The organism is Pantoea sp. JKS000250 (assembly GCF_003201065.1).
In the GTDB taxonomy this organism is placed as follows: Bacteria; Pseudomonadota; Gammaproteobacteria; order Enterobacterales; family Enterobacteriaceae; genus Pantoea; species Pantoea vagans.
In genome coordinates this window covers 4113252-4135820 of sequence record NZ_QICZ01000001.1, presented here as the reverse complement: position 1 = coordinate 4135820, position 22569 = coordinate 4113252, and the positions used below count along the sequence as shown (strand labels likewise).

Below are 22569 nucleotides of genomic sequence, written 5' to 3'. Positions count from 1 at the left end.
TATTAAGGATGCCGGGCTGCAGACAGCCCGACAGGCTCAGGGTTACATCAGTCCTTTTTTCGCCAGTTCAGTTTTGAAGTTGTCACGGGTGATCAGCACCACATCGGTAACTTCGGTGAATTTCGGTGGCTCTTCACCTTTGCTGACCCAGTTGTAGAGCATCTGGCTGCTTTTGTAGCCATGGATATCCGGGCTTGGCAGCAGCGAACCGTAGAAGCCGGTCGCCTTATCTTTTGACAGTTCACTGATGGCATCGACGCCGTTGATGCCGATGCCGATGACGTCAGCCGCTTTGAAGCCCTGTCCTTCCGTGGCACGCACGCCGCCCAGCACGGTGTTGTCGTTCATGCCGACAACCAGCCAGTGTTTGACTTCAGGATGCTGCACCAGCAGGGAGTTACCGGCGTCAAATGCGCCAGGGATATCGTTAGATTTGGTGGGAACTTGGTAGATCTGGGCTGCCGGGAAGCCAGCGGCTTTGATCGCGTCCATTGAGCCGCCGGTACGACGACGTGCGGTGTCGAGTTCGTTCGCGGTAATCGCCATCACGCCGGTAGTTTTCACATCCCAGCCGCGTTTCTGCATCTCTTTATAGAGTTCCTGCCCCTGACGCTCACCAATTTTGGTGGCCGCCATCATCACCAGCGGCACGGTGTCCATCGGCTTGCCTTTGGCAGTAACGAACTGATCATCCACGGCGATGACTTTCAGGCCATAGCCGCGTGCCTTCGCCATAATGGCGGAACCGAGTTTCGGATCGGGAGTACAGATAACAAAACCTTTCGCGCCGTTAGCCGCCAGGCTGTCGATGGCATTCAGGGTTTTTTCACCATCCGGCACGGCAATTTTGATGACATCAAAGCCAAGATCTTTGCCCGCTTTGTCGGCGAATTTCCATTCAGTCTGGAACCAGGGTTCCTCTGGTTGCTTGACTAAAAAACCCAGCTTCATGGTCTCGGCGATAGCGGATTGTGACATAACCGCTGCCAGGCCGATGGCCGCGAATGCTTTAGTGAATTTATGCATGATGCTCTCCGGTACCAGGTTATTTTTCGCTGCTAATAACGAATCGGTGTAAACGCTACCAGTTAATTTTCTTATGTGGGTACAGCCATAAATCAGTGCGTTAGGCTGGCATGTGTTGACAGACTGTCCAGACGCTGGGCTAGTTTTAGCGGTATTAGCGAAGAAAAATGTAGAGCGGTATCACACATTAAAATCACGACAAAATGATCCATATATTCAGCAAATTTAACCGGAGCTTAACTTTTGCAATGGATCACAAAATCACTGCCGATGACAGAAAAGTGCATATTGTCAGCCAGCGATGACTAACTGTTCCGGCGCGCCGAACCCAGGATACAGGAGTTAACTAACTACAGGAGATTCCGATGCGTGCTGGAGCCATCACCCTTGGGCTGGACTTTGGTAGTGATTCGGTGCGTGCGCTGGCCGTGGATTGTTATAGCGGCAAAGAGCTGCAGAGTGCGGTGTGCAGCTACCCGCGCTGGCAGCAGGGCTTATACAGCGATCCGCACACTAACCGTTTTCGTCACCATCCACAGGATTACATTGACGCGATGGAGCAGGCGCTGCTCGGCGTGCTGAATGCACTGAGCGACGATCAACGCAACGCCGTAGCCGGCATTGGCGTTGACAGCACCGGTTCAACCCCGGCGCCCATCGACCGCGACGGCAACGTGCTGGCGCTGCGCCCGGAGTTCGCGGAGAACCCCAACGCGATGTTTGTGTTGTGGAAAGATCACACGGCGATAGAAGAAGCCGAAGAGATTAATCAGCTGTGCCACAGCGGCCGCTTCCAGGATTACAGCCGCTATATCGGCGGCATTTACTCATCGGAGTGGTTCTGGGCGAAGATTCTGCACGTGTCGCGTGAAGATGCGGCCGTGCGTGAGGCCGCCGTTTCCTGGGTCGAGCTGTGCGACTGGGTGCCTGCCCTGTTAAGCGGTACCACCGCGCCAGATAAGCTGCGCCGTGGCCGCTGTGCGGCCGGGCATAAAGCACTGTGGCACGGCGACTGGAACGGCCTGCCCGATGTCGATTTCCTTAATGCACTCGACCCGCTGTTAACCCAGCAGCTCGACTCCCCGTTATTCACAGAGACCTGGACCGCGGATCTGCCGGTCGGCACGCTCAGCCCCGAGTGGGCGCAGCGTCTGGGCCTGACGCAGACCGTCACGCTCTCCGGTGGCGCATTTGACTGCCATATGGGCGCAGTCGGTGGCGGAGCTAAACCTTATACGCTGGTGAAAGTGATCGGCACCTCCACCTGCGACATCCTGATTGCTGACGCAGAAAAAGTTGGCGATCGCGATATTAAAGGCATCTGTGGTCAGGTCGATGGCAGCGTCGTGCCTGGCGCTATCGGGCTGGAGGCCGGTCAGTCTGCCTTTGGTGATATCTATGCCTGGTTCAGCCGTTTACTGGGCTGGCCGTTACAGCTGGCGGCGCAGCAGCATCCGGAGCTGAAACCTCAGCTGGCTGAGATGCAGAAAAACCTGATTAAAGATCTGACCGAAGCCTGGGCCGCCAATCCGCAGCTCGACCATCTGCCGGTGGTGCTGGACTGGTTTAACGGTCGCCGCACGCCAAACGCCAATCAGCGTCTGAAAGGGGTAATTACCGACCTGAATCTGGGCACCGATGCACCCGCGCTGTTTGGCGGTCTGGTCGCGGCAACCGCGTTTGGCGCACGCGCCATTATGGAGTGTTTCGAGCAGCAGCAGATCCCGGTCGAGAGCATTCTGACCCTCGGCGGCATTGCGCGGAAATCTCCGGCGATTATGCAGGCCTGCTGCGATGTGATGAACCGGCCACTGGATATCGTCGCCTCTGACGAGTGCTGTGCGCTGGGTGCGGCCATTTTCGCCGCCGTCGCCGCCGGTGTTCACGCCAGCGTGCCCGATGCACAGCAGGTTATGGCCAGCCCGATTGCCGTGACGCTGCAGCCCGATCCGGCGCGTGTCGCCCGCTATCAACAGCTTTATCAACGCTATCAACAATGGTGCGTGACGGCAGAACCGCAGTTCGCCGCCCGCCCCGCTTACGCTACGAGCCTGGCCCAACAGGCGTAATTGTTGCAGGCAGTCTGGACACGGACAGCGTGAAACAGCCAGCGTACACGGAGTACGTGAGGATTACTCGCTGTGCTCGCCCCTTCAGGGCCGCACTTCAGGGCGTTCAGGTTGCTAAAGCAGCCTGTGTGAGCACTGCCCGGGTTCAGACTGACAAATAAATTAGCCTACTAAGGTAGGCGCAAAGTAAAGGAGTGGTTTTATGGAACAGTCAAACAACTACAGCGTGTGGTTTGTCATCGGCACGCAGCACCTCTACGGGCCGGAGACGTTACGCCAGGTTGAACAGCATGCACGTCAGGTCGTTGAGGGGTTGAATCAGGCCGGTTTACCCATGCGTCTGGAGCTGAAACCGCTGGTGAAGTCACCGGATGAAGCGCTGGCCCTGTGTCGCGACGCAAACTATGACAAGCAGTGCGCCGGGATCATTACCTGGCTGCATACTTTCTCTCCAGCCAGGATGTGGATTGGCGGCCTGAGCGTGCTGAATAAGCCGCTGCTGCAATTCCATACCCAGTTCAATGCGGAGATCCCGTGGGACAGCATGGACATGGACTTTATGAACCTGAACCAGACCGCGCACGGCGGCCGTGAGTTCGGTTTCATCGGCGCGCGCATGGGCCTGCAGCACAGCGTGGTGACCGGTCACTGGAAAGATAGCGCCAGTCAGCAGCGTCTGGGGAACTGGATGCGTGCAGCGCTGGCAAAACAGGCTAGCCAGCAGCTGAAAGTCGCGCGTTTTGGCGACAACATGCGTGAAGTGGCCGTGACCGAAGGCGATAAGGTCGCCGCACAGATTCAGTTCGGCTATTCAGTGAATGGCTGGGGTGTAGGCGATCTGGTTGAGGTGATCAATGGCGTCAGCGATGGCGACGTAAATGCGCTGATCGACGAGTACGAAAGCCTGTATCGTTTTACCGATGTTGCTGCATCTGGCGGCGAAAAACGTCAGAACGTGCTGGATGCCGCGCGCATTGAGCTGGGTCTGAAACGTTTCCTGGAAGCGGAGGGCTGCCATGCCTTTACCACTAACTTCCAGACGCTGCACGGCATGACACAGTTGCCCGGTCTGGCGGTTCAGCGTCTGATGGGTCAGGGTTATGGCTTCGCAGGTGAAGGTGACTGGAAAACCGCTGCGCTGCTGCGCATTTTCAAAGTGCTGGCAGGCGATCGCAAAGGCGGCACCTCATTTATGGAGGATTACACCTATCACTTCTCACCGGGCAACGATCTGGTGCTCGGCTCGCACATGCTGGAAGTCTGTCCGTCGATTGCCATTGAAGAGAAGCCATTAATCGATGTGCAGTTCCTCGGCATTGGCGATAAAGCCGACCCGGCGCGCATGATTTTCTCCACGCCAGCGGGCCGTGCGGTTAACGCCAGCGTAATTGATATGGGTGATCGTTTCCGTCTGCTGGTTAACGTGGTGGATGCTATCGAGCAGCCGAAACCGCTGCCGAAGTTGCCGGTTGCCCGCGCACTGTGGAAAGCGCAGCCATCACTGGCGACTGCTTCCGAAGCGTGGATTCTGGGCGGCGGTGCGCACCATACGGTGTTCAGTCAGGCGCTGACGCTCGACGATATGTATCTGTATGGTGAGATGAATGATATCGAAGTGCTGGTGATAGATGAGCACACCACCTTGCCTGCGTTTAAAGACGCGCTGCGCTGGAATGAAGCGTATTACCGGTTGAAACGTTAATAGGTGATTAAGCGGCGCTTTAGGGGTTCTGAAAAGATACTGCTTCAGGATTGATAAGGTGCCGTTTTTTAGTAAATAAGTGCTATTGGCGGGCGTTCCGTAAAGTCGCCGTAAATACATCCCTGTAGGCTCGGCCGCCGGACGACTCGCCTCATCCATGAGGCTCGCCCGCAAGCGGGCCAACGCTTCGCGTTGTTCAAAAACGCTCCCGGCGTTTTTGTCCATGCGGCGGACGCTTTACTCCACTACCCGTCATCCCCTCCTTTTTTGTGGCACCTAAGCGATTTTTTAAGGATCCAACCATTCCTGGCAGCAATTAAAAATCTCATGTACCAGACGCCTTACTTCACTGCTGATTTTAGCCTGCTTAATCTCAACTTTGCGTTCGCACGTTTAATTACAGCAATGATCAAGCCCAACCGGGAAGGAATGGTATGCCTGAAGAGCAAAGCGTCCGCGCCAGGGATGGCGCGGCCGATCCGCATGGATGCGGGAACCCTTTGCGATCAGGCATACCTTTGCTGACCTTACACCCGAATCCCATAGCGATTATTTTCCCGGTAATACATAAGAACACCGGTCTCTTTGCTAAAACTCAACTCTTTCACCATCTTGCACTTTCCTCCACCAGCCTGTATTGCTACATACCTGATAAAAAAAGGTTAAAGCGCCATGCAAATTGCCGATCTGAACCAGCATCCCGACTACGCCTCACAAACTGCACAACTGCTGCATACAGAATGGTCACATCTCCCTGCATGGTCGGATCAGCCCACTATCCTTACGCGTTTAACAAAACGGAATCAGACCGGCTCGTCGGAATTTACCCTCGTCGCCACATCGGACGGCGAAACGGTTATCGCGACCTGTAGCGTCATCCGTTATGAACTGGACGACATCGCGGCAAGGGAATACTGGATTGGCGAAGTGGTGACGGATAAGAAATTCCGGGGCCGGGGCGTGGCGAAAGCCTTGATCCAGCAAGCGATTGTCCGGGCAAAACATCACCAGATTGGCGAGCTCTGGCTCTATACCCCCGATCAACAGGCGTACTATCAGCGTTCAGGATGGCGGGCGGTCGAACAGCGGCACATAGCGGGTGAAGACGTCACGGTGATGGTGCTGCATCTGGCACAATAAATGGCGGCTCCTGAGAGCCGCCATTCAGCCATTTATTCAGCCAGGGATTCGTTTAACCGGTGCGTTCTGCTGACGATCCCAGATCACCGTCAGTAACCGCTGCAGCGCGATAAATGCGAACAGCAGAATCCCGATGGCGATCTTGGTCCACCACGAACTCAGCGTGCCGTCAAAATTAATCCAGGTCTGGATCAGCCCCTGAATCAGCACACCAAACAGCGTGCCCAGCACCGTCCCAACACCCCCCGACAGCAACGTGCCACCAATCACCACCGACGCAATCGCATCCAGCTCCACACCCAGCCCGGCCAGCGCATATCCTGCCGAGGTATAGATCGAGAACACGATGCCAGCCAGCGTCGCCAGCGTGGTGGAAAGCATATAAATCTTGATGGTAGTCGCACGGGTTGAAACGCCCATCAGCTGAGCCGACGTCATATTGCCGCCGATGGCGTAAACCCGGTTACCAAACCGCGTACGGTGCGCCAGAATAATCCCGCCTAACACCACCACCAGCATAATCACCGCCAGCAGACTGAGACGCCCTCCGCCCGGCACTTTCCACGCCAGACTGGACAGCAGGGTGTAGAACGGATGATCGATGGGAATCGAATTCTCGGACACCAGATAAGAACAGCCGCGCAGGAAAAACATCCCCGCCAGCGTAATGATAAAGGCCGGGATCTTCAGCGCATCGATCAGCCAGCCCATCATGGCGCCGAACAGCGCACCCAGTGACAGAATCACCGCAAACGCCAGCAACGGATCGATATGAAAATCACCAATTGCCCGCGCCAGAAACACGCCGGTAAAGGCGATCACCGCGCCGACCGACAGATCGATACCACCCGACAAAATCACAAAGGTCATGCCGACGGCAATAATGCCGAGGAACGCATTATCAGTCAGGATATTGCAGATGACCCGGGTTGAGGCAAAGCCCGGAAACTGACTCAGACAAAACAGGTAACCCGCCACAAACACCAGCAGCGTGATCATCAGCGGAAGATGACGTTTAATCATGTCGGGCGTCTCCGTTTCAACATCGCAATAAACCGCGGTGACTGCAGCAACAGCACACACATCACCACCACCGCTTTCACCACCTGATTCAGCTCCGGCGGGAAGCCGGAAAGCAGAATCCCGGTATTCATCGACTGAATAATCAGCGCGCCAATCAGCGACAACACCAGATTAAAGCGGCCACCCATCAGCGATGCACCACCAATCACCACTGCGAGAATCGCATCCAGCTCCAGCCATAAACCGGCATTATTGGCATCCGCGCCGCGAATATCCGCCGCGACAATCAGCCCGGCCACAGCGGCACAGACGCCACTGATCGCATAAGTCGACATCACCACCAGCCAGCCGGTCACGCCCGCGTTGCGGGCCGCGCGCAGGTTAATCCCCACCGCTTCGATAAACAGACCCAGCGCGGTCTTGCGCGTCAGCAGCCAGACCGCCAGCGCCACCACCAGCGTGATCCAGACCGGCACCGGCAACATCCACAGCGAGCCGTTACCAAACCAGCCAAGGCTGTCACTGTCGAACGTCACAATCTGCCCCTGCGTAATCAGCTGAGCGATACCACGCCCGGCGACCATCAGAATCAGCGTGGCAACAAACGGCTGAATACGCAGCAGCGCCACCAGCACCCCATTCCACAAACCACAGGCTAAACCGGTTCCCAGCGTGCAGAGAATAATAAACGGCACACCATGTCCGGCGACAGTCAGTGTGGCGGCGGTCGCGCCCGCTATCGCCATCACTGCACCCACGGAAAGATCGATGCCGCCGGTAGCGATCACCAGCGTCATGCCAATCGCCAGCAGGGCAACCGGGGACGCACGGTTAAGAATATCGATTGGGCTACCGAACAGACGCCCATCCTGTAGGTGCACGGCAAAAAAGTTACTGGCTACCAGACTGTCGATCAGCAGCACCAGCAGCAGCGCGGCGATTTGCGGCATCCCTGGCGGGAACTTCAGCTTACGACGTGGCATTTTTTCAGTTGTCATAGAGGAATCAGGCATGTTTAGCCCCTCCGTCCGCGATAGCATTGACGATCGACGCCACCGAAAGCTGCTCCAGCGGAATTTCTGCCACCTGCTTCAGATCGCGCATGATCAACACCCGATCGGCATAACCGACCAGCTCTTCGAGTTCAGAGGAGATCACCAGCAGCGCCAGACCATCGGCGCACAGGGATTCAATTAAACGGATAATCTCGGCGTGTGCGCCTACATCAATGCCGCGCGTCGGTTCGTCGAGGATTAAAAACTGCGGTTTAGTCACCAGCCAGCGCGACAGCAACACCTTCTGCTGGTTGCCGCCCGATAACAGTTCCACCGGCTGCTCGGCGTGCGGCGTGCGAATACCCAGACTCTTAATAAAACGATCGGCAATCGCCTGCTGCTCGCGCTTTTTAATCGGCCTTAACCAGCCGCGCTGCGCCTGCAAGGCCAGAATAATATTTTCGCGAACGGAGGCCGCGCCGATAATCCCATCCGTCTTTCGATCTTCCGGGCAAAACCCCATGCCGAGCTGTGAGGCTCTCGCCGGATTAGTAATCTTCTGCACTTTCCCTTTGATCTTCGCGGTCCCGCGATCGGCCCGACGAATACCAAACAGCACTTCGGCGGTCTCTGTGCGGCCCGAACCCAACAGACCGGCCAGGCCGACGACTTCACCGGGACGCACTGCCAGGTTAAAGGGTTCGATAGTGCCCTTCCTGCCGTAATCTTCAAACGACACCACCGGCTGATTACTGCGCAGCGTGCTGCCCTGACGCTGTAATGCAGTCTCCAGCAGTTCACGACCCAGCATCAGCTTAATCAGTTCAATCTGCGTCAGCGTGGCGGTATCGCGAGTGGCGATAAACTGCCCGTTACGCAGCACGGTAATCCGGTCAGTAATGCGGTACACCTGGTCGAGAAAGTGGGTCACAAAAATCAGGCTCATCCCTTTGGCTTTCAGCTGCGCCATCAGGGTAAACAGCATTTCGACTTCGCTGGCATCCAGGCTGGCTGTCGGCTCATCGAGGATCAGCACCTGGGCCGAAAGATCCACCGCGCGGCAGATGGCAACAATCTGCTGCATCGCCACCGAGTAGTGACCCAGCGGACGTGTCACGTCGAGGGAAAACCCGTAGTTCCGCATCAGCGCATCGGCATCACGCACCATGCGGCGACGGTCGATCATGCCAAAGCGACGCGGCTCACGACCAATATAGAGGTTATCTGCCACCGACATGTTCGGCAGCATATTCACCTCCTGATAAACGGTCCCGATGCCCATCTCCTGTGCCTGCGCGGTGTTATGCGGGGTGATCGGCTCACCATTCAGGGTAATCGTGCCGGCATCACGGCTGTAAACGCCGGTCAGCACCTTAATCAGGGTCGATTTGCCAGCACCGTTTTCCCCCAGCAGCGCCATAATCTCCCCTTTGCGGATATCAAAGGAAACATTGCTCAGCGCTTTAACGCCGGGAAACCCTTTGCTGACGCCGCTGATGGATAACAGCGGTATTTCATTTTGCGTCATCATTTTGCTCACTCCGCCTTACGTCATGAAAAACCGCCCCGGGGGGCGGTCTGCGGCTGGTCTGGGGCGGGTCTGTGGATCAGTAACCCATACCCTTTTTCTTATCCAGCTCCGTTTGCGCGTCAGCAGGCAGAAACAGCTTTGACTCGGTCTTGATGACTTTAGGCGGCAGCGTGCCATCTTTTTTGAATTTCTCCAGGGCATCAAACGCCGGGCCAGCCATGTTCGGCGTCAGCTCCACGTTGGCGTTGGCTTCACCTGCCAGCATCGCTTTGTAGATATCAGGCACACCATCAATTGAGCCGGTCAGTATGTCTTTGCCCGGTTTCAGGCCCGCTTCTTTAATCGCCTGAATGGCACCGATCGCCATATCATCGTTATGTGCGTAAACCATGCAGATGTTTTTGCCGTTGTTCTCAGCCTTGATAAAGCTCTCCATCACCTCTTTACCCTTGCTGCGGGTAAAGTCACCGGACTGCGAGCGGATCACTTTGATGTTTGGATGGTTGCTGATCGCTTCAGCAAAGCCTTTCTTACGATCGATTGCCACGCTGGCCCCGACGGTGCCCTGCAGTTCCACCACGTTACACTGCTTGTCGCCCACGGTTTTCACCAGCCAGTCGCCAATCAGTTTGCCTTCCAGAACGTTGTCCGCCGTCACCACAGCCTGATAGAGCGATTTGTCTTTCACCACGATAGCGCGGTCCAGCAGGTAAACCGGGATTTTGGCGTCTTTGGCTTCTTCCAGCACCGGCTCCCAGCCGGTCTGTACGACTGGCGCGATGAAAATGGCATCAACGCCCTGGGCAATAAACGAACGTACTGCCTTGATCTGATTCTCTTGTTTCTGCTGCCCGTCGGCGATTTTCAGGGTGATTCCGCGTTTTTTGGCTTCGCTTTTCGCCACGCTGGTCTCAGCCGAACGCCAGCCAGATTCCGAACCGACCTGCGAGAAGCCGACCGTCATATCTGCAGCGAGCACCGGGCCGGTTAACGCGGCGCTGACCAGCGTGGTCAGAAGTAAACGTTTCCACATAGTTTTTAATCCTCTGAAAGGCGTTTGCTGTTTAGGGTAGAGAGCCTGCTTAGACTGGACTAAAAAAGCGTGCATAATGGCGACACACTTCACAAAACAGAGCAATTTAAAGGAGTTACGTTCAGCCGGACGGGTTCGCTGGTCACAGCGTTATGGATAAAATGGCTGAGTAATAAAACAACGCTCGTTAAATAATTGTAATAAACAGAATCGCTTATGCTTAACGTCACTGGAAACGATTACAGACAGGCGTACAAAATGGGTTATCCGGTCTGCGATGAACAAAAAATGGGTTTTGTGATTGTCCGCACAGTCGTTCACGCGTACAGACTGGGCGCGAAACGTTTCTATGCGTGTGGTTTCAAAAGGATTAATTTTTCTGCCCTGAAAATGTCAGAAAGGAGGCATTAACGCAGCGGCTGGCATAAAGGGACGAAAAATGATATTTAAGATGCGCGTTTAACGCTGTATTCCGGCATGGATATTTGTGAGCTGATACGCTGTTTAAAAGCATCGCGCGGGCAGGCTGGCACAGACAGCAATAAAAATAGCAGATTTGGACTTTTAGTGGCTAATAAGGAGCTTTAGTCTGATTTTCGCTTTTTTTAACCGGCCCGATCTGGACAGCCCTGGCTTGCCCCCTATACTGAGCACTCCTTTGTACTTCTATCTGTTATGGCAATGATGACTGCGCACGATTACCTGCTTAAATTCCGCAAAGTAAATAATTCAGACAGTCTGGAAAAGCTTTTCGATCACCTTAACTACTCCCTTACAAATGATATGGAAATCATCAATATGTATCGGGCTGCCGATCATCGTCGTGCCGAACTGGTTTCTGGCGGACGGTTATATGATCTTGGCTGTGTCCCTAAAACGGTGTGGCGCTACGTGGTCTGATTTCCGGCTGATTAATCGCTCTCTTTACCTCTGACCTTGTCCGGATGGGCGTGCCCCTCTGGACATGTTATTCTGCTGCGCTTCGACTCCCCGAGACAGGAATAACCACGATGAATGAACAGGTTGCTGCGCCACGTATTGGTGGCTGGCTTTTGCTGCCGCTGGCCTGGCTGATAATGACCCTGTTAACCACCGTTCTGGTGCTGGCGATGTATCTGACCCCCCTCTTTAATCCGGAATGGCGTGTGGCGCTGTTTTCACACGGCAGCACCCTGCTCTCTTACTGGGCCATTTCGCTGCTTACCGCCGTGGCGGTCTGGGCCTACAGCCTCTGGATCAGCTGGCTTTTCTTTAAGCGTTCCCGCCGTTTGCCGCGCCACTATCTGCTCTGGCTGCTGATAACCGTGCTGCTGGCGCTGAAAACCTTTGCCTTTACGCCGGTTGCCGATAGCCGTGCTCTCCAGACGTTACTGCTGTCACTGCTCGCGGCGGCGATATTTGCGCCCTATTTCAAACGCTCAAAGCGGGTAAAAACCACCTTTATCGCGCCGTAACGCTGTGAGTTATGTCAGGAATTTAATTCTGAGTGCGGTCTGCCGCCTTGCGGGAGGCGCGGGTGTTGAGATACGCCGCGCTATCAATGATAATAAGCCGCTTTCCGGCTCCCAGGCGAAAAAATGACCGATTATCTGCTTCTCTTTGTTGGCACCGTGCTGGTGAATAACTTCGTATTAGTGAAGTTTCTCGGCCTCTGTCCATTTATGGGCGTTTCCAAAAAACTGGAAACGGCGATTGGCATGGGCCTCGCTACAACATTCGTGATTACGCTGGCCTCTATCTGCGCGTGGCTGGTCAACCATCTGATCCTGCTGCCGCTGGATCTGGTCTATCTGCGCACAATGGCCTATATCCTGGTGATCGCTGTTGTCGTACAGTTCACCGAAATGGTGGTGCGTAAAACCAGTCCGTCGCTCTATCGTTTACTGGGTATCTTCCTGCCGCTGATCACCACCAACTGTGCGGTGCTGGGCGTGCCTCTGCTGAGCGTTAACCTCAACCACACCTTTATGCAGGCCGCGCTGTATGGTTTCAGTGCCTCTATCGGCTTCTCGCTGGTGATGGTGCTGTTCGCCGGGATGCGTGAGCGTCTGGTGCTGGCCAATGTGCCTGCCCCGTTTAAAGGCAACTCCATTGCCCTGATTACCGCGGGCCTGATGGCGCTGGCATTCATGGGCTTCAGCGGTCTGGTGAAATTCTGATGACCGCGATCTGGATTGCTGTTGCCGTATTAAGTGCCCTGAGCCTGGTGTTCGGCGCCCTGCTGGGTTACGCCTCGCGCCGTTTTGAGGTGGAAGAAGATCCTATCGTTGAGCAGATTGATGCCATTCTGCCGCAGAGCCAGTGTGGCCAGTGCGGCTACCCTGGCTGCCGTCCCTATGCTGATGCGGTCGGCAACAACGGTGAAGCAATCAATAAATGCGCGCCGGGCGGTGAACAGACCATGCTCAAGCTGGCTGCGCTGCTGAACGTTGAACCGCAGCCGATTGATGGCGATGAAATGGCGAAAGAGCCGGTGCGCACCGTGGCGTTTATCGATGAAGCCAACTGCATTGGCTGCACCAAATGTATTCAGGCCTGTCCGGTGGATGCAATTGTCGGCGCAACCCGCGCCATGCACACCGTGCTGAGCGATGTCTGCACCGGCTGCGATCTCTGTGTCGCACCCTGCCCGACTGACTGTATTGAAATGCGTCCGGTCGCCACCACGCCAGCTAACTGGAAGTGGGATTTGAATACCATTCCTGTACGGGTGATCCCGGTAGAAACTCATGCTTAATCTGTTTAACTTCCTGAAAAAAGAGAAAGTCTGGGATTTTCAGGGCGGTATCCATCCGCCGGAAATGAAAACCCAGTCCAACGGCACGCCGCTCAGCGAACTGCCGCTGCCGCACCGTTTTATTATCCCGCTGAAACAGCATATCGGCCATGAAGGGGAGATCGGCGTTGTGCCCGGCGAGAAAGTGCTGCGCGGTCAGCCCCTGACGTTTGGTACTGGCCGCATGCTGCCGGTCCATGCGCCCACCTCTGGCGTGATTGAGGATATCGGTCAGCATATGACCGCGCACCCGTCGGGCCTGTCCGAACTTTGCATCTTCCTGACGCCGGATGGTGAAGACCGCTGGATGCCGCTCGATCCGCTGCCAGACTACCGTCAGCATCCGCGCGCCGACATCGTGCAGCGAATTCACGATGCGGGCATTGCGGGTCTGGGCGGCGCGGGATTCCCGACCGCCACCAAACTGAAAGGCGGCCTGCGCGGGGTTAAAACCCTGATTATCAATGCGGCAGAGTGTGAACCTTACATCACCGCTGACGATCGCCTGATGCAGGACTACGCCGCCGAAGTGCTGGAAGGCAGCCGCATTCTCGCCTGGGTGTTACAGGCTGAGCGGGTGTTGATTGGCATTGAAGATAATAAACCTGAAGCGATCGCCGCGCTGAAACAGGCGCTGGGTAGCGAGCGCGATCTGCAAATCCGGGTGATCCCGACCAAATATCCTTCTGGTGGTGCCAAGCAGCTGACCCGCATTCTGACCGGCATGGAAGTGCCGCACGGCGGACGCTCAACCGATATCGGCGTGCTGATGCAGAACGTCGGTACCGCCTGGGCGGTCAAGCGGGCCATCATCAACGGTGAACCGATCACCGAACGCGTGGTGACACTGACCGGCGAGGCGATTGCCCAGCCGCGTAACATCTGGAGTCGTCTTGGCACGCCAATCAGCCATCTGCTGCATCAGGTCGGATTTACGCCTGCGCCGCGTCAGATGGTAATCATGGGCGGTCCGCTGATGGGCTTTACCCTGCCATCGCTGGATGTGCCGGTGGTGAAGATCACCAACTGTATTCTTGCGCCCTCTGCCAGTGAGATGGGCAACAATGATGAAGAGCAGTCCTGCATTCGCTGTTCCGCCTGTGCCGATGCCTGTCCGGCCAAACTACTGCCGCAGCAGCTTTACTGGTATAGCCAGGGCGGCGATCACGATAAAGCGCGTGCCCACCATATCGATGACTGCATCGAATGCGGTGCCTGCGCCTATGTCTGCCCGAGTAATATTCCGCTGGTGCAATATTACCGTCAGGAAAAAGCGGAACTGCGCGCCATCGATCTGGAAGCGAAACGCACGCTGGAAGCTAAAGCCCGCTTCGAAGCGCGTCAGGCGCGCCTGGAGCGTGAAAAACAGGCCCGTGAAGCGCGTCATGAAGAGGCAAAACAGCGAGTTGCCCGCACCGATACCAGTGAGCTGGCAGCAGCTAAAGCGCGGGTGAAAGCCCGTCAGTCCGCTGAATCGGATGAAGCGACGCTTGAAGCGCAGCGTGAAGCCCGCCATGCGCAGGCGCGTCTGCGTCAGGCTGAGGCGCAGGCTGAAACCCAGCCGGTAACGCGTCAGTCAGTCGATCCGCGTAAAGCGGCGGTTGAAGCCGCGATTGCCAGGGCAAAAGCGAAGAAAGTCTCACCGGCTGATACGGCTGCTGACGCCAGTGTCGATCCGCGTAAAGCCGCCGTCGAGGCCGCTGTAGCGCGCGCCAAAGCGAAGAAAGCGGCCCAGGCTGAAGGCGCTGATGCGACGGCTCCGGCTGCATCGATGAGTGTTACAGAAGCCGCACCAGGCACCACTGTTGAAACCGACCCGCGTAAAGCCGCGGTTCAAGCCGCTATCGCCCGTGCCAAAGCGAAGAAAGCAGCACAGTCTGAAGGCGCTGATGCGACGGCTCCGGCTGCATCGGAGAGTGTTTCAGAAGCCGCACCAGGCACCACTGCTGAAACCGACCCGCGTAAAGCCGCGGTTCAGGCCGCTATCGCCCGTGCCAAAGCGAAGAAAGCGGCACAGGCTGAAGGCGCTGGTACGACAGCGTCGCAGAGCGTGACTGACGCCGCGCCGGACGCTGCGGCTGAAGCTGCACCGGACGCCGCCGTGGAAACCGACCCACGCAAAGCCGCGGTTCAGGCCGCTATCGCCCGTGCCAAAGCGAAGAAAGCGGCACAGGCTGAAAGTGACGCCGATGCCGCTTCCCGTGACGCCGCAGCGCTCGCCACCGCCGCGCATTTTGCGGTAGAGAAAGCGGAACAGGCGCAGGAGCAGGCAAATAACGCCAATGCTGAACCCGAACAGGCACCTGAACTGAATCAACCCGATGATGCGCGCAAGGCTGCTATTGCTGCCGCCATCGCCCGTGCCAAAGCGCGTAAAGCGCAGTCGTCTACGACGCTTGAGGATTAAATGGCTTTTCGTATCGCAAGTTCTCCTTATACCCATAACCGCCGCAGTACCGGCAACATCATGCTGCTGGTGGTGCTGGCGGCGGTGCCAGGTTTTGCTACACAGTGTTATTTCTTTGGCTACGGCACCGTTTTACAGGTCTTACTGGCGACCCTTACCGCCTGGCTGACCGAGGCGGCGATCCTGCGTCTGCGTAAAGCACCGGTTGCCAGCACGCTGGCGGATAATTCGGCATTGCTGACCGCCATCCTGATCGGTATCAGCCTGCCGCCGCTGGCCCCCTGGTGGCTGGTGGTGATTGGTACCCTGTTTGCGGTGGTCATTGCTAAACAGCTCTATGGCGGACTCGGCCAGAACCCGTTTAACCCGGCGATGGTTGGCTATGTAGTGCTGCTGATCTCCTTCCCGGTGCAGATGACCAGCTGGCTGCCGCCTGACACGTTACAGGCGATTAAACCCGGCCTGATGGACAGTCTGAGCATGGTGTTCCGGGGCCACACGCTGGCGGGTGACACCATGCAGCAGTTGCAGATGGGTGTGGATGGCATCAGCCAGGCAACGCCGCTGGATACCTTTAAAACCGGCTTACGCGCCGGTCACAGTGCCGAACATCTGCTGGCGCAGCCGATTTACAGCGGCGTGCTGGCCGGGCTCGGCTGGCAGTGGGTGAACGTCGGTTATCTGGCGGGCGGCCTGTTCCTGCTGTGGAAGAGTGCGATTCGCTGGCATATCCCTGCCGCCATGCTGCTGTCACTGGCGTTCTGCGCCACGCTGGGCTGGTTCTTCTCACCGGAATCGCTCAACAGCCCGCTGATTCATCTTTTCTCCGGTGCCACCATGCTGGGCGCGTTCTTTATCGCTACCGATCCGGTAACCGCGTCGACCACCAATCGTGGTCGTCTGGTTTATGGCGCGCTGATCGGCCTGCTGGTCTGGCTGATCCGCAGCTTTGGCGGCTATCCTGACGGCGTGGCGTTTGCTGTGCTGCTGGCCAACATCTGCGTGCCGCTCATTGATTACTACACCCAGCCGCGCGTTTACGGCCATCAGAAGGATTAAGCGATGCTGGAGACGATTCGCAAAAATGGCGTCACGCTGGCGATTTTCGCCGCGATTACCACGGCCGCTACCGCTGTGGTGAATACGGTCACCAAACCGACGGTAGAGCATCAGACCCAGTTACAGCAGAAAAATCTGCTGGATCAGGTGGTACCTGTCGAGCTGTATGACAACAACATCCAGCAGGATTGTTACGTTGTCACGGATGCAGCGCTGGGTAATAGTGCGCCGCATCATCTCTTCCTGGCGCGTAAAGGTGGCAAGCCGGTCGCGGCGGCACTGGAGACAACGGCGCCTGACGGCTATTCTGGTGCGATACAGATGCTGGTCGGTGCCGATTTCCAGGGTAAAGTACTGGGCGTGCGCGTAATCGAACACCATGAAACGCCTGGCCTGGGCGATAAGATCGAACTGCGCATCTCTGACTGGATCAACAGCTTTAATGGCAAAGTGGTTCAGGGTCCGTCTGACAAAGCCTTTGCGGTTAAAAAAGATGGCGGCGACTTCGATCAGTTTACCGGCGCCACCATTACCCCACGCGCGGTGGTCAATGCGACGAAACGCACCGCGCTGTTGATGAAAACGCTTCCGGAGAGACTCTCTTCGTTACCGGCATGTGGAGACACAAATGAGTGAAGCTAAAAGTCTGCTGGTTGGTGGATTGTGGAAGAACAACTCGGCACTGGTGCAGCTGCTGGGTCTCTGCCCGCTGCTGGCGGTCACCGCGACCGCCACTAACGCGCTGGGTTTAGGCCTTGCCACCACGCTGGTGCTGACCCTGACCAACAGTTTTATTTCCGCCTCGCGCCGCTGGGTGCCGTCGGAAATCCGTATCCCGATTTATGTGATGATCATCGCCTCGGTGGTGAGCTGCGTGCAGATGCTGATCAACGCCTATGCTTACGGTCTCTATCAGTCACTGGGGATTTTTATCCCGCTGATCGTGACCAACTGCATCGTGGTCGGCCGTGCTGAAGCCGTCGCCTCTAAAAGCAGCATCCCGCTCTCGGCGCTGGATGGCTTTGCCATCGGCATGGGCGCAACCTGCGCCATGGTGGTGCTGGGTTCGCTGCGCGAAATTATCGGCAGCGGCACGCTGTTTAACGGTGCCGATCAGCTGCTTGGCCCGTGGGCGAAATCGCTGCGTATCGAAGTGGTTCATTTCGACTCGCCGATGCTGCTGGCCATGCTGCCGCCTGGCGCATTTATCGGCCTGGGCATGATGCTGGCGTGCAAATACCTGATCGATCAGAAAATGAAACAGCGTGCAGCGCTGCGTGCTCAGGCGGCAGAAACCGCTGCGCCTCAGAACGCCGTCGGGAAGCCGGTGTGAATCAGACCAAACGCACCGAAATCCTTCACCGGCTGCAGCAGAACAATCCGCATCCGACTACCGAGCTGAATTTCAGCTCGCCGTTTGAGCTGCTGATTGCGGTACTGCTCTCGGCGCAGGCGACCGATGTCAGCGTCAACAAGGCCACCGCAAAGCTCTATCCGGTGGCCAACACGCCCGCTGCGATGCTGGCACTGGGCGTGGATGGCGTAAAGGAATACATCAAAACCATCGGCCTGTTTAACAGCAAAGCGGAAAATGTGATTAAGACCTGCCGCATTCTGCTGGAGCAGCACAACGGTGAAGTGCCGGAAGATCGTGCGGCGCTGGAAGCCCTGCCCGGTGTAGGCCGTAAAACCGCCAATGTGGTGCTCAATACGGCCTTTGGCTGGCCGACGATCGCCGTTGATACCCATATTTTTCGCGTCAGCAATCGGACGAAATTTGCGCCGGGTAAGAATGTCGAAGAAGTTGAACAGAAGCTGCTGAAGGTGGTTCCGGCTGCCTACAAGGTCGATTGCCACCACTGGCTGATTCTGCACGGCCGCTACACCTGCGTGGCGCGTAAACCGCGCTGCGGCTCCTGCCTGATTGAAGACCTCTGCGAGTATCCCGACAAAGTCGAGTGATCCCACTGATGACTGACCCGCTGCGGCGGGTTTTTTATTGTCTGTCTGTGCCCGCTGCGTGACGTCTTCTGCGCGATCCCTCCTTTTCACCACGCTTTCTGACGCGCAGGAATACCGGCACAGTTTGTCGGGTTGTTACATTGATGTTGATGATGGAAAATCGCCGCCCCTGACGATAAGAAAATGTTATGACACGGTGAGTAACGTAATGAAGAAGAGCCCTTCTGCTGGAAGGCATCCTCTGCGTCTGTTTCTGGCGCGCCTCTGGCCGCATCCGCTGGCAGTGAGTAACAAGCATGTGGTGATCGCCGGACTGGGTGCGGGCATTGGCCTGGTGCTGACCAGCCTGCTGAGCCACTGGATGCTGGGCGAACTGAACCTGTGGTTTGTCGCCCCAGTTGGCGCATCAGCTGTCCTGCTCTTTGGTTTGCCTGCCAGTCCGCTGGCGCAGCCGTGGGCAATCGTTGGCGGCAACAGCCTGTCAGCGCTGGCAGGCGTCACCGTCAGCCAGCTGATACCCGATCCGGCCATCGCCTGCGGTGTCGCGGCCTGCGTGGCGATCCTGCTGATGTTCCAGCTGCGCTGTCTGCATCCGCCCGGCGGCGCGGTGGCGCTGACCGCTATTCTGGGCGGGCCATCGGTACAGCAGCTGGGTTATCAGTTTGTCCTGACGCCAGTCCTGCTCAACTCACTGACGCTGGCGCTACTGGCTCTGCTGTTTAACAATCTGGCCGGTCGCCGCTATCCGCATCCGCTGGCCCCTGAAGAAGTCAAACCCCAGCCGGTCGCCATGCCGGTCCCGCTGACGCGCGCCGATCTGCATCAGGCTTTACAGGGCGGCGAACTGCTGGATATTGACGAAGATGATTTGCAGGCACTGCTGCTGCGTGCGGAAGAGATTGCCCAGCGCCGTCAGTTTAGCGGCTGAAGCCTGCCTGCTGCTGACGCGTCCCGTTCTGCCGGCACGCTCCGTATGGCCGAATGACACACACAAAGTTGATCGCTGCCACAGTTTTGCTCAGCCGCTTCGCCTCGCCTTTCCGGTAACGTCCTGATAACACAATCCCCCAGGCCGGACGCCCATCCGGTCCTGGGCGGATGCCTATAGAGCCGGCCTTTTCAGCGCCCTACACTTTGCTCTTCTTTACGTTTCTCATGAGGAAGAACGATGGATAGCGCCTTGTCCCCGCAGCACGATGAGCTGATCGCCTCCGCCATCAAAAAATTCTTCACCCATATCATCCCGATGCTGGTGGTGATGCTGATTATTAATCAGATCGACCGCGCCAACATTGGCTTTATTAAAGCCGAACTGCGTACCGATGCCGGGATCAGCGCCGCCGCCTTTGGTCTGGGTGCGGGCCTCTTTTTCATTGGTTATGCGCTGTTTGAAGTGCCGAGCAATCTGATGATGAAGCGCTTTGGTGCACGCGTCTGGCTGACACGCATCATGATTACCTGGGGATTGGTGGTGGTCCTGACCGGATTCGTCACCTCACCCATTCAGTTTTACCTGCTGCGCTTCTTGCTCGGCGTCGCCGAAGCGGGCTTCTTTCCCGGCGTGCTGTTCTATTTCCGTCAGTGGGTGCCGAATGCCTGGCGCGGCCGGGCTACCGCGATGGTCCTGAGCGCCACGGCTGGCGCCTTTCTTTTCTCCGGGCCGATCACGGGTGCCATCCTGATGATGCACAACTTTCTGGGGATAGCAGGCTGGAAATGGGTGATGTTCCTTGAAGGCGGCGCCTCGGTGCTGGTCGGGATCCTCGCCGCCTGGGTGCTGGTATCGCGTCCTGCTGATGCGCGCTGGCTGAGTGATGCAGAGAAACAGGCACTGGCGCAGCAGCTGAACAGTGAAGAGGCACAGCGTGACGCGCTTAATCGCGAGCCGGGCAAAATGTCGCTGTTACGCAATCGCAGCCTGCTGTTCTTCTGCGCAATCTTCTTCACCATGACCATGACCGGTTATACGCTGGTGTTCTGGCTGCCGCAGATTATTCAGCGCATACAGGGGTTCAGCAGTTTTGGCATCGGGATTCTCACCGCTGTGCCATGGCTGTGCGCCATTATCGCCATCAACCTGCTGAGCCGCTTTTCAGACCGCCACCGTGACAGACTCGATAAAGCGCTGGGCGTTGCCATGCTGGTCGCCGCCTGTGGCACTTTTATGGCTACGCTGGGTTCCCCGTGGTTTGGTTTCCTTGCGATGATCGTGGCCTGTATCGGCTCAAAAGTCAGCGCCACCTTTTTCTGGCCGATGCCGCAGGGAGAACTGCCCGCCTCGATTGTCGCACCGGGCATTGCGCTGGTGAATTCTGTTGGCAATCTTGGCGGCTTCTTCGCACCGACGGTGTTTGGCTATCTGGAGATGAAGACCGGTTCCACTACCGGCGGCCTCTATGCGCTGACCAGCGTTTCGCTGCTGACCGGGCTGTGGCTGTTGCTGCGCCGCAGGCCATCCCCGCCTTCCCTTGATCCTATGGAGAATCACCATGTCAGACAGTCCAGTCATTAAAACAATGCGGGTGGTGCCGGTCGCCGGTTATGACAGCATGCTGCTGAACATTGGTGGCGCGCATAACTGCTACTTTACCCGCATCCTGGTGATCCTGACCGATTCCGCAGGCCGTACCGGCGTGGGCGAAAGTCCCTGTCACGCTTCGACGCTGGCGCTGCTGGCACGTTTTCGATCGCAGATTGAGGGCAGCGAACTGCTGCGGCTGAATGCGACGATCGCCACACTGTTTGCCAGTGATGCACGCCATCAGCAGACCGCGCATACCGATGACATCCACATTCCGCAGATGAACCCTGAGAAGTTCTACAACGCCACCGCGGCGATTGAAGCGGCGCTGCTTGATTTGATGGGCCAGCATCTGAATCTGCCGGTTGCCGAATTACTTGCCAGCGGCAGGCAGCGCGATCGGGTGCCGGTACTCGGCTATCTGTTCTATATCGCCGACCGCAACCTGACCAGCATGAACTATCAGACAGGCCAGTCTGGCGGTGATGCCTGGCTGCAACTGCGCCATGAAAAAGCGATGGATGCGCAAGGCGTCGTGCGGCTGGCTGAAGCCGCAGCGGAACGCTATGGCTTCCGCGACTTCAAACTCAAGGGCGGCGTACACCACGGCGAAGTGGAGGTAGAGACGGTCAACGCCCTGCTGCAACGCTTTCCGCAGGCTCGCGTCACGGTCGACCCCAACGCCAGCTGGTCGCTGGACGAAGCCATTTATTATGGTAAACAGCTGGCGGGCCGCATTCCCTATCTGGAAGATCCCTGTGGCGCGGAACAGGGCTACTCCGGCCGGGAAACGCTGGCCGAGTTTAAACGCGCCACCGGTATTCCGGTCGCCACCAATATGATCGCCAATGACTGGCGACAGTTGCAGCATGCGTTACAGCTCAATGCTATCGACATTCCGCTGGCCGATCCGCACTTCTGGACGATGCGTAATGCACATACCGTGGCGCAGCTCTGTCAGGAATGGGGGCTGACCACCGGGTGCCATTCAAACAACCACTTTGATGTGTCTCTGGCGATGGTGGCGCATCTGGGGGCGGCTGCACCCGGCGATCGTCTGACGGCCTTTGATACGCACTGGATCTGGCAGGATGGACAACAGCTGACGCAGCATCCGCCGCAGATTCGGGATGGGCATCTTGAACTGCCAGAGGGGCCAGGGCTGGGCGTCACCCTGAATATGGAACGGGTCGAAGCGGCACATGCCCTCTACAATTCGCTGCCGGATAAAAATCGTAACGATGCGCTGGGCATGCAGTTTTTGATTGAGAACTGGTCGTTTAACGCCAAACGCCCGGCGCTGCTGCGCTGAAGAAAAGCAGCCT

General features: G+C 57.1%; 20 protein-coding genes. 15 read left to right on the top strand and 5 right to left on the bottom strand.

The window, feature by feature from the left end; genetic code table 11:
- Nucleotides 1–42: 42 nt before the first annotated feature.
- The gene (locus tag BY447_RS19595; protein ID WP_013357782.1) at nucleotides 43–1026 is read right to left on the bottom strand and encodes an arabinose ABC transporter substrate-binding protein; all 984 of its coding nucleotides are present in this window, start codon (nucleotides 1024–1026) and stop codon (nucleotides 43–45) included.
- A 365-nt stretch (nucleotides 1027–1391) separates the two neighbouring features.
- On the opposite strand from BY447_RS19595, the gene BY447_RS19590 reads away from it, so the two are divergent.
- From BY447_RS19590 to BY447_RS19575, 3 genes are all read left to right on the top strand, one after another.
- Nucleotides 1392–3095 carry a ribulokinase gene (locus BY447_RS19590; protein WP_110331880.1) on the top strand — a complete coding sequence of 568 codons (1704 nt, stop codon included), beginning with the start codon at nucleotides 1392–1394 and terminating at the stop codon, nucleotides 3093–3095.
- Between the two features lie 202 nt (nucleotides 3096–3297).
- Nucleotides 3298–4797: an L-arabinose isomerase gene (araA, locus tag BY447_RS19585; RefSeq protein WP_110331879.1), complete on the top strand. Its 1500-nt coding sequence runs from the start codon at nucleotides 3298–3300 to the stop codon at nucleotides 4795–4797.
- Between the two features lie 672 nt (nucleotides 4798–5469).
- Complete coding sequence (locus BY447_RS19575; RefSeq protein WP_110331878.1) at nucleotides 5470–5937, top strand: GNAT family N-acetyltransferase; 468 nt, start codon at nucleotides 5470–5472, stop codon at nucleotides 5935–5937.
- Between the two features lie 36 nt (nucleotides 5938–5973).
- On the opposite strand, the gene yjfF is transcribed toward BY447_RS19575, so the two are convergent.
- From yjfF to ytfQ, 4 genes are all read right to left on the bottom strand, one after another.
- Entirely contained in the window at nucleotides 5974–6960 is a 987-nt protein-coding gene (gene yjfF / locus BY447_RS19570; protein ID WP_110331877.1) for a galactofuranose ABC transporter, permease protein YjfF, read from the bottom strand.
- Nucleotides 6957–7973, bottom strand: coding sequence for a galactofuranose ABC transporter, ATP-binding protein YtfT (gene ytfT / locus BY447_RS19565; protein ID WP_013357777.1), 1017 nt, complete (start codon nucleotides 7971–7973; stop codon nucleotides 6957–6959). Before ytfT ends, yjfF begins: the two co-directional genes overlap by 4 nt.
- Nucleotides 7966–9486 carry a sugar ABC transporter ATP-binding protein gene (locus BY447_RS19560; RefSeq protein WP_013357776.1) on the bottom strand — a complete coding sequence of 507 codons (1521 nt, stop codon included), beginning with the start codon at nucleotides 9484–9486 and terminating at the stop codon, nucleotides 7966–7968. Before BY447_RS19560 ends, ytfT begins: the two co-directional genes overlap by 8 nt.
- A gap of 76 nt (nucleotides 9487–9562) precedes the next feature.
- A complete protein-coding gene (gene ytfQ, locus BY447_RS19555; RefSeq protein WP_013357775.1) occupies nucleotides 9563–10519 on the bottom strand; it encodes a galactofuranose ABC transporter, galactofuranose-binding protein YtfQ in 957 nt (318 codons plus the stop codon).
- A gap of 684 nt (nucleotides 10520–11203) precedes the next feature.
- Between ytfQ and ydgT the strand changes: the two genes are divergently transcribed.
- The 12 genes from ydgT (at nucleotide 11204) to BY447_RS19490 (ending at nucleotide 22556) form a co-directional block, all read left to right on the top strand.
- Complete coding sequence (ydgT, locus tag BY447_RS19545) at nucleotides 11204–11419, top strand: transcription modulator YdgT (RefSeq protein WP_033782999.1); 216 nt, start codon at nucleotides 11204–11206, stop codon at nucleotides 11417–11419.
- A gap of 110 nt (nucleotides 11420–11529) precedes the next feature.
- A complete protein-coding gene (locus BY447_RS19540) occupies nucleotides 11530–11973 on the top strand; it encodes a DUF2569 domain-containing protein (RefSeq protein WP_013357773.1) in 444 nt (147 codons plus the stop codon).
- A gap of 123 nt (nucleotides 11974–12096) precedes the next feature.
- Nucleotides 12097–12678, top strand: coding sequence for an electron transport complex subunit RsxA (gene rsxA, locus BY447_RS19535; RefSeq protein ID WP_003853423.1), 582 nt, complete (start codon nucleotides 12097–12099; stop codon nucleotides 12676–12678).
- On the top strand, nucleotides 12678–13256 hold the full coding sequence (rsxB, locus tag BY447_RS19530) for an electron transport complex subunit RsxB (RefSeq protein ID WP_110331875.1): 579 nt from the start codon (nucleotides 12678–12680) through the stop codon (nucleotides 13254–13256). Before rsxA ends, rsxB begins: the two co-directional genes overlap by 1 nt.
- Nucleotides 13249–15702 (top strand): electron transport complex subunit RsxC, encoded by a 2454-nt coding sequence (gene rsxC / locus BY447_RS19525; RefSeq protein ID WP_110331874.1) that lies wholly within the window; start codon nucleotides 13249–13251, stop codon nucleotides 15700–15702. The genes rsxB and rsxC overlap by 8 nt, the downstream gene beginning before the upstream one ends.
- Nucleotides 15703–16761 (top strand): electron transport complex subunit RsxD, encoded by a 1059-nt coding sequence (gene rsxD / locus BY447_RS19520; protein ID WP_095707252.1) that lies wholly within the window; start codon nucleotides 15703–15705, stop codon nucleotides 16759–16761.
- 3 nt (nucleotides 16762–16764) lie between these two features.
- The gene (rsxG, locus tag BY447_RS19515) at nucleotides 16765–17397 is read left to right on the top strand and encodes an electron transport complex subunit RsxG (protein WP_013357769.1); all 633 of its coding nucleotides are present in this window, start codon (nucleotides 16765–16767) and stop codon (nucleotides 17395–17397) included.
- On the top strand, nucleotides 17390–18094 hold the full coding sequence (locus tag BY447_RS19510) for an electron transport complex subunit E (protein WP_033782996.1): 705 nt from the start codon (nucleotides 17390–17392) through the stop codon (nucleotides 18092–18094). The genes rsxG and BY447_RS19510 overlap by 8 nt, the downstream gene beginning before the upstream one ends.
- Nucleotides 18091–18723: an endonuclease III gene (nth, locus tag BY447_RS19505; protein ID WP_003849001.1), complete on the top strand. Its 633-nt coding sequence runs from the start codon at nucleotides 18091–18093 to the stop codon at nucleotides 18721–18723. The genes BY447_RS19510 and nth overlap by 4 nt, the downstream gene beginning before the upstream one ends.
- Before the next feature lie 208 nt (nucleotides 18724–18931).
- Nucleotides 18932–19651, top strand: a complete 720-nt coding sequence (locus BY447_RS19500; RefSeq protein ID WP_095707253.1) for an HPP family protein — start codon at nucleotides 18932–18934, stop codon at nucleotides 19649–19651.
- A 240-nt stretch (nucleotides 19652–19891) separates the two neighbouring features.
- Nucleotides 19892–21235: an MFS transporter gene (locus BY447_RS19495; protein WP_013357766.1), complete on the top strand. Its 1344-nt coding sequence runs from the start codon at nucleotides 19892–19894 to the stop codon at nucleotides 21233–21235.
- Entirely contained in the window at nucleotides 21213–22556 is a 1344-nt protein-coding gene (locus BY447_RS19490; RefSeq protein ID WP_110331873.1) for an enolase C-terminal domain-like protein, read from the top strand. Before BY447_RS19495 ends, BY447_RS19490 begins: the two co-directional genes overlap by 23 nt.
- Nucleotides 22557–22569: the final 13 nt, after the last annotated feature.

What these genes read in the sequence shown, in the direction of transcription:
- BY447_RS19595 (WP_013357782.1), bottom strand. Translation starts at nt 1,026, where the DNA reads ATGCATAAATTCACTAAAGCATTCGCGGCCATCGGCCTGGCAGCGGTT.
- BY447_RS19590 (WP_110331880.1), top strand. Translation starts at nt 1,392, where the DNA reads ATGCGTGCTGGAGCCATCACCCTTGGGCTGGACTTTGGTAGTGATTCG.
- araA (WP_110331879.1), top strand. Translation starts at nt 3,298, where the DNA reads ATGGAACAGTCAAACAACTACAGCGTGTGGTTTGTCATCGGCACGCAG.
- BY447_RS19575 (WP_110331878.1), top strand. Translation starts at nt 5,470, where the DNA reads ATGCAAATTGCCGATCTGAACCAGCATCCCGACTACGCCTCACAAACT.
- yjfF (WP_110331877.1), bottom strand. Translation starts at nt 6,960, where the DNA reads ATGATTAAACGTCATCTTCCGCTGATGATCACGCTGCTGGTGTTTGTG.
- ytfT (WP_013357777.1), bottom strand. Translation starts at nt 7,973, where the DNA reads ATGCCTGATTCCTCTATGACAACTGAAAAAATGCCACGTCGTAAGCTG.
- BY447_RS19560 (WP_013357776.1), bottom strand. Translation starts at nt 9,486, where the DNA reads ATGATGACGCAAAATGAAATACCGCTGTTATCCATCAGCGGCGTCAGC.
- ytfQ (WP_013357775.1), bottom strand. Translation starts at nt 10,519, where the DNA reads ATGTGGAAACGTTTACTTCTGACCACGCTGGTCAGCGCCGCGTTAACC.
- ydgT (WP_033782999.1), top strand. Translation starts at nt 11,204, where the DNA reads ATGACTGCGCACGATTACCTGCTTAAATTCCGCAAAGTAAATAATTCA.
- BY447_RS19540 (WP_013357773.1), top strand. Translation starts at nt 11,530, where the DNA reads ATGAATGAACAGGTTGCTGCGCCACGTATTGGTGGCTGGCTTTTGCTG.
- rsxA (WP_003853423.1), top strand. Translation starts at nt 12,097, where the DNA reads ATGACCGATTATCTGCTTCTCTTTGTTGGCACCGTGCTGGTGAATAAC.
- rsxB (WP_110331875.1), top strand. Translation starts at nt 12,678, where the DNA reads ATGACCGCGATCTGGATTGCTGTTGCCGTATTAAGTGCCCTGAGCCTG.
- rsxC (WP_110331874.1), top strand. Translation starts at nt 13,249, where the DNA reads ATGCTTAATCTGTTTAACTTCCTGAAAAAAGAGAAAGTCTGGGATTTT.
- rsxD (WP_095707252.1), top strand. Translation starts at nt 15,703, where the DNA reads ATGGCTTTTCGTATCGCAAGTTCTCCTTATACCCATAACCGCCGCAGT.
- rsxG (WP_013357769.1), top strand. Translation starts at nt 16,765, where the DNA reads ATGCTGGAGACGATTCGCAAAAATGGCGTCACGCTGGCGATTTTCGCC.
- BY447_RS19510 (WP_033782996.1), top strand. Translation starts at nt 17,390, where the DNA reads ATGAGTGAAGCTAAAAGTCTGCTGGTTGGTGGATTGTGGAAGAACAAC.
- BY447_RS19500 (WP_095707253.1), top strand. Translation starts at nt 18,932, where the DNA reads ATGAAGAAGAGCCCTTCTGCTGGAAGGCATCCTCTGCGTCTGTTTCTG.
- BY447_RS19495 (WP_013357766.1), top strand. Translation starts at nt 19,892, where the DNA reads ATGGATAGCGCCTTGTCCCCGCAGCACGATGAGCTGATCGCCTCCGCC.
- BY447_RS19490 (WP_110331873.1), top strand. Translation starts at nt 21,213, where the DNA reads ATGTCAGACAGTCCAGTCATTAAAACAATGCGGGTGGTGCCGGTCGCC.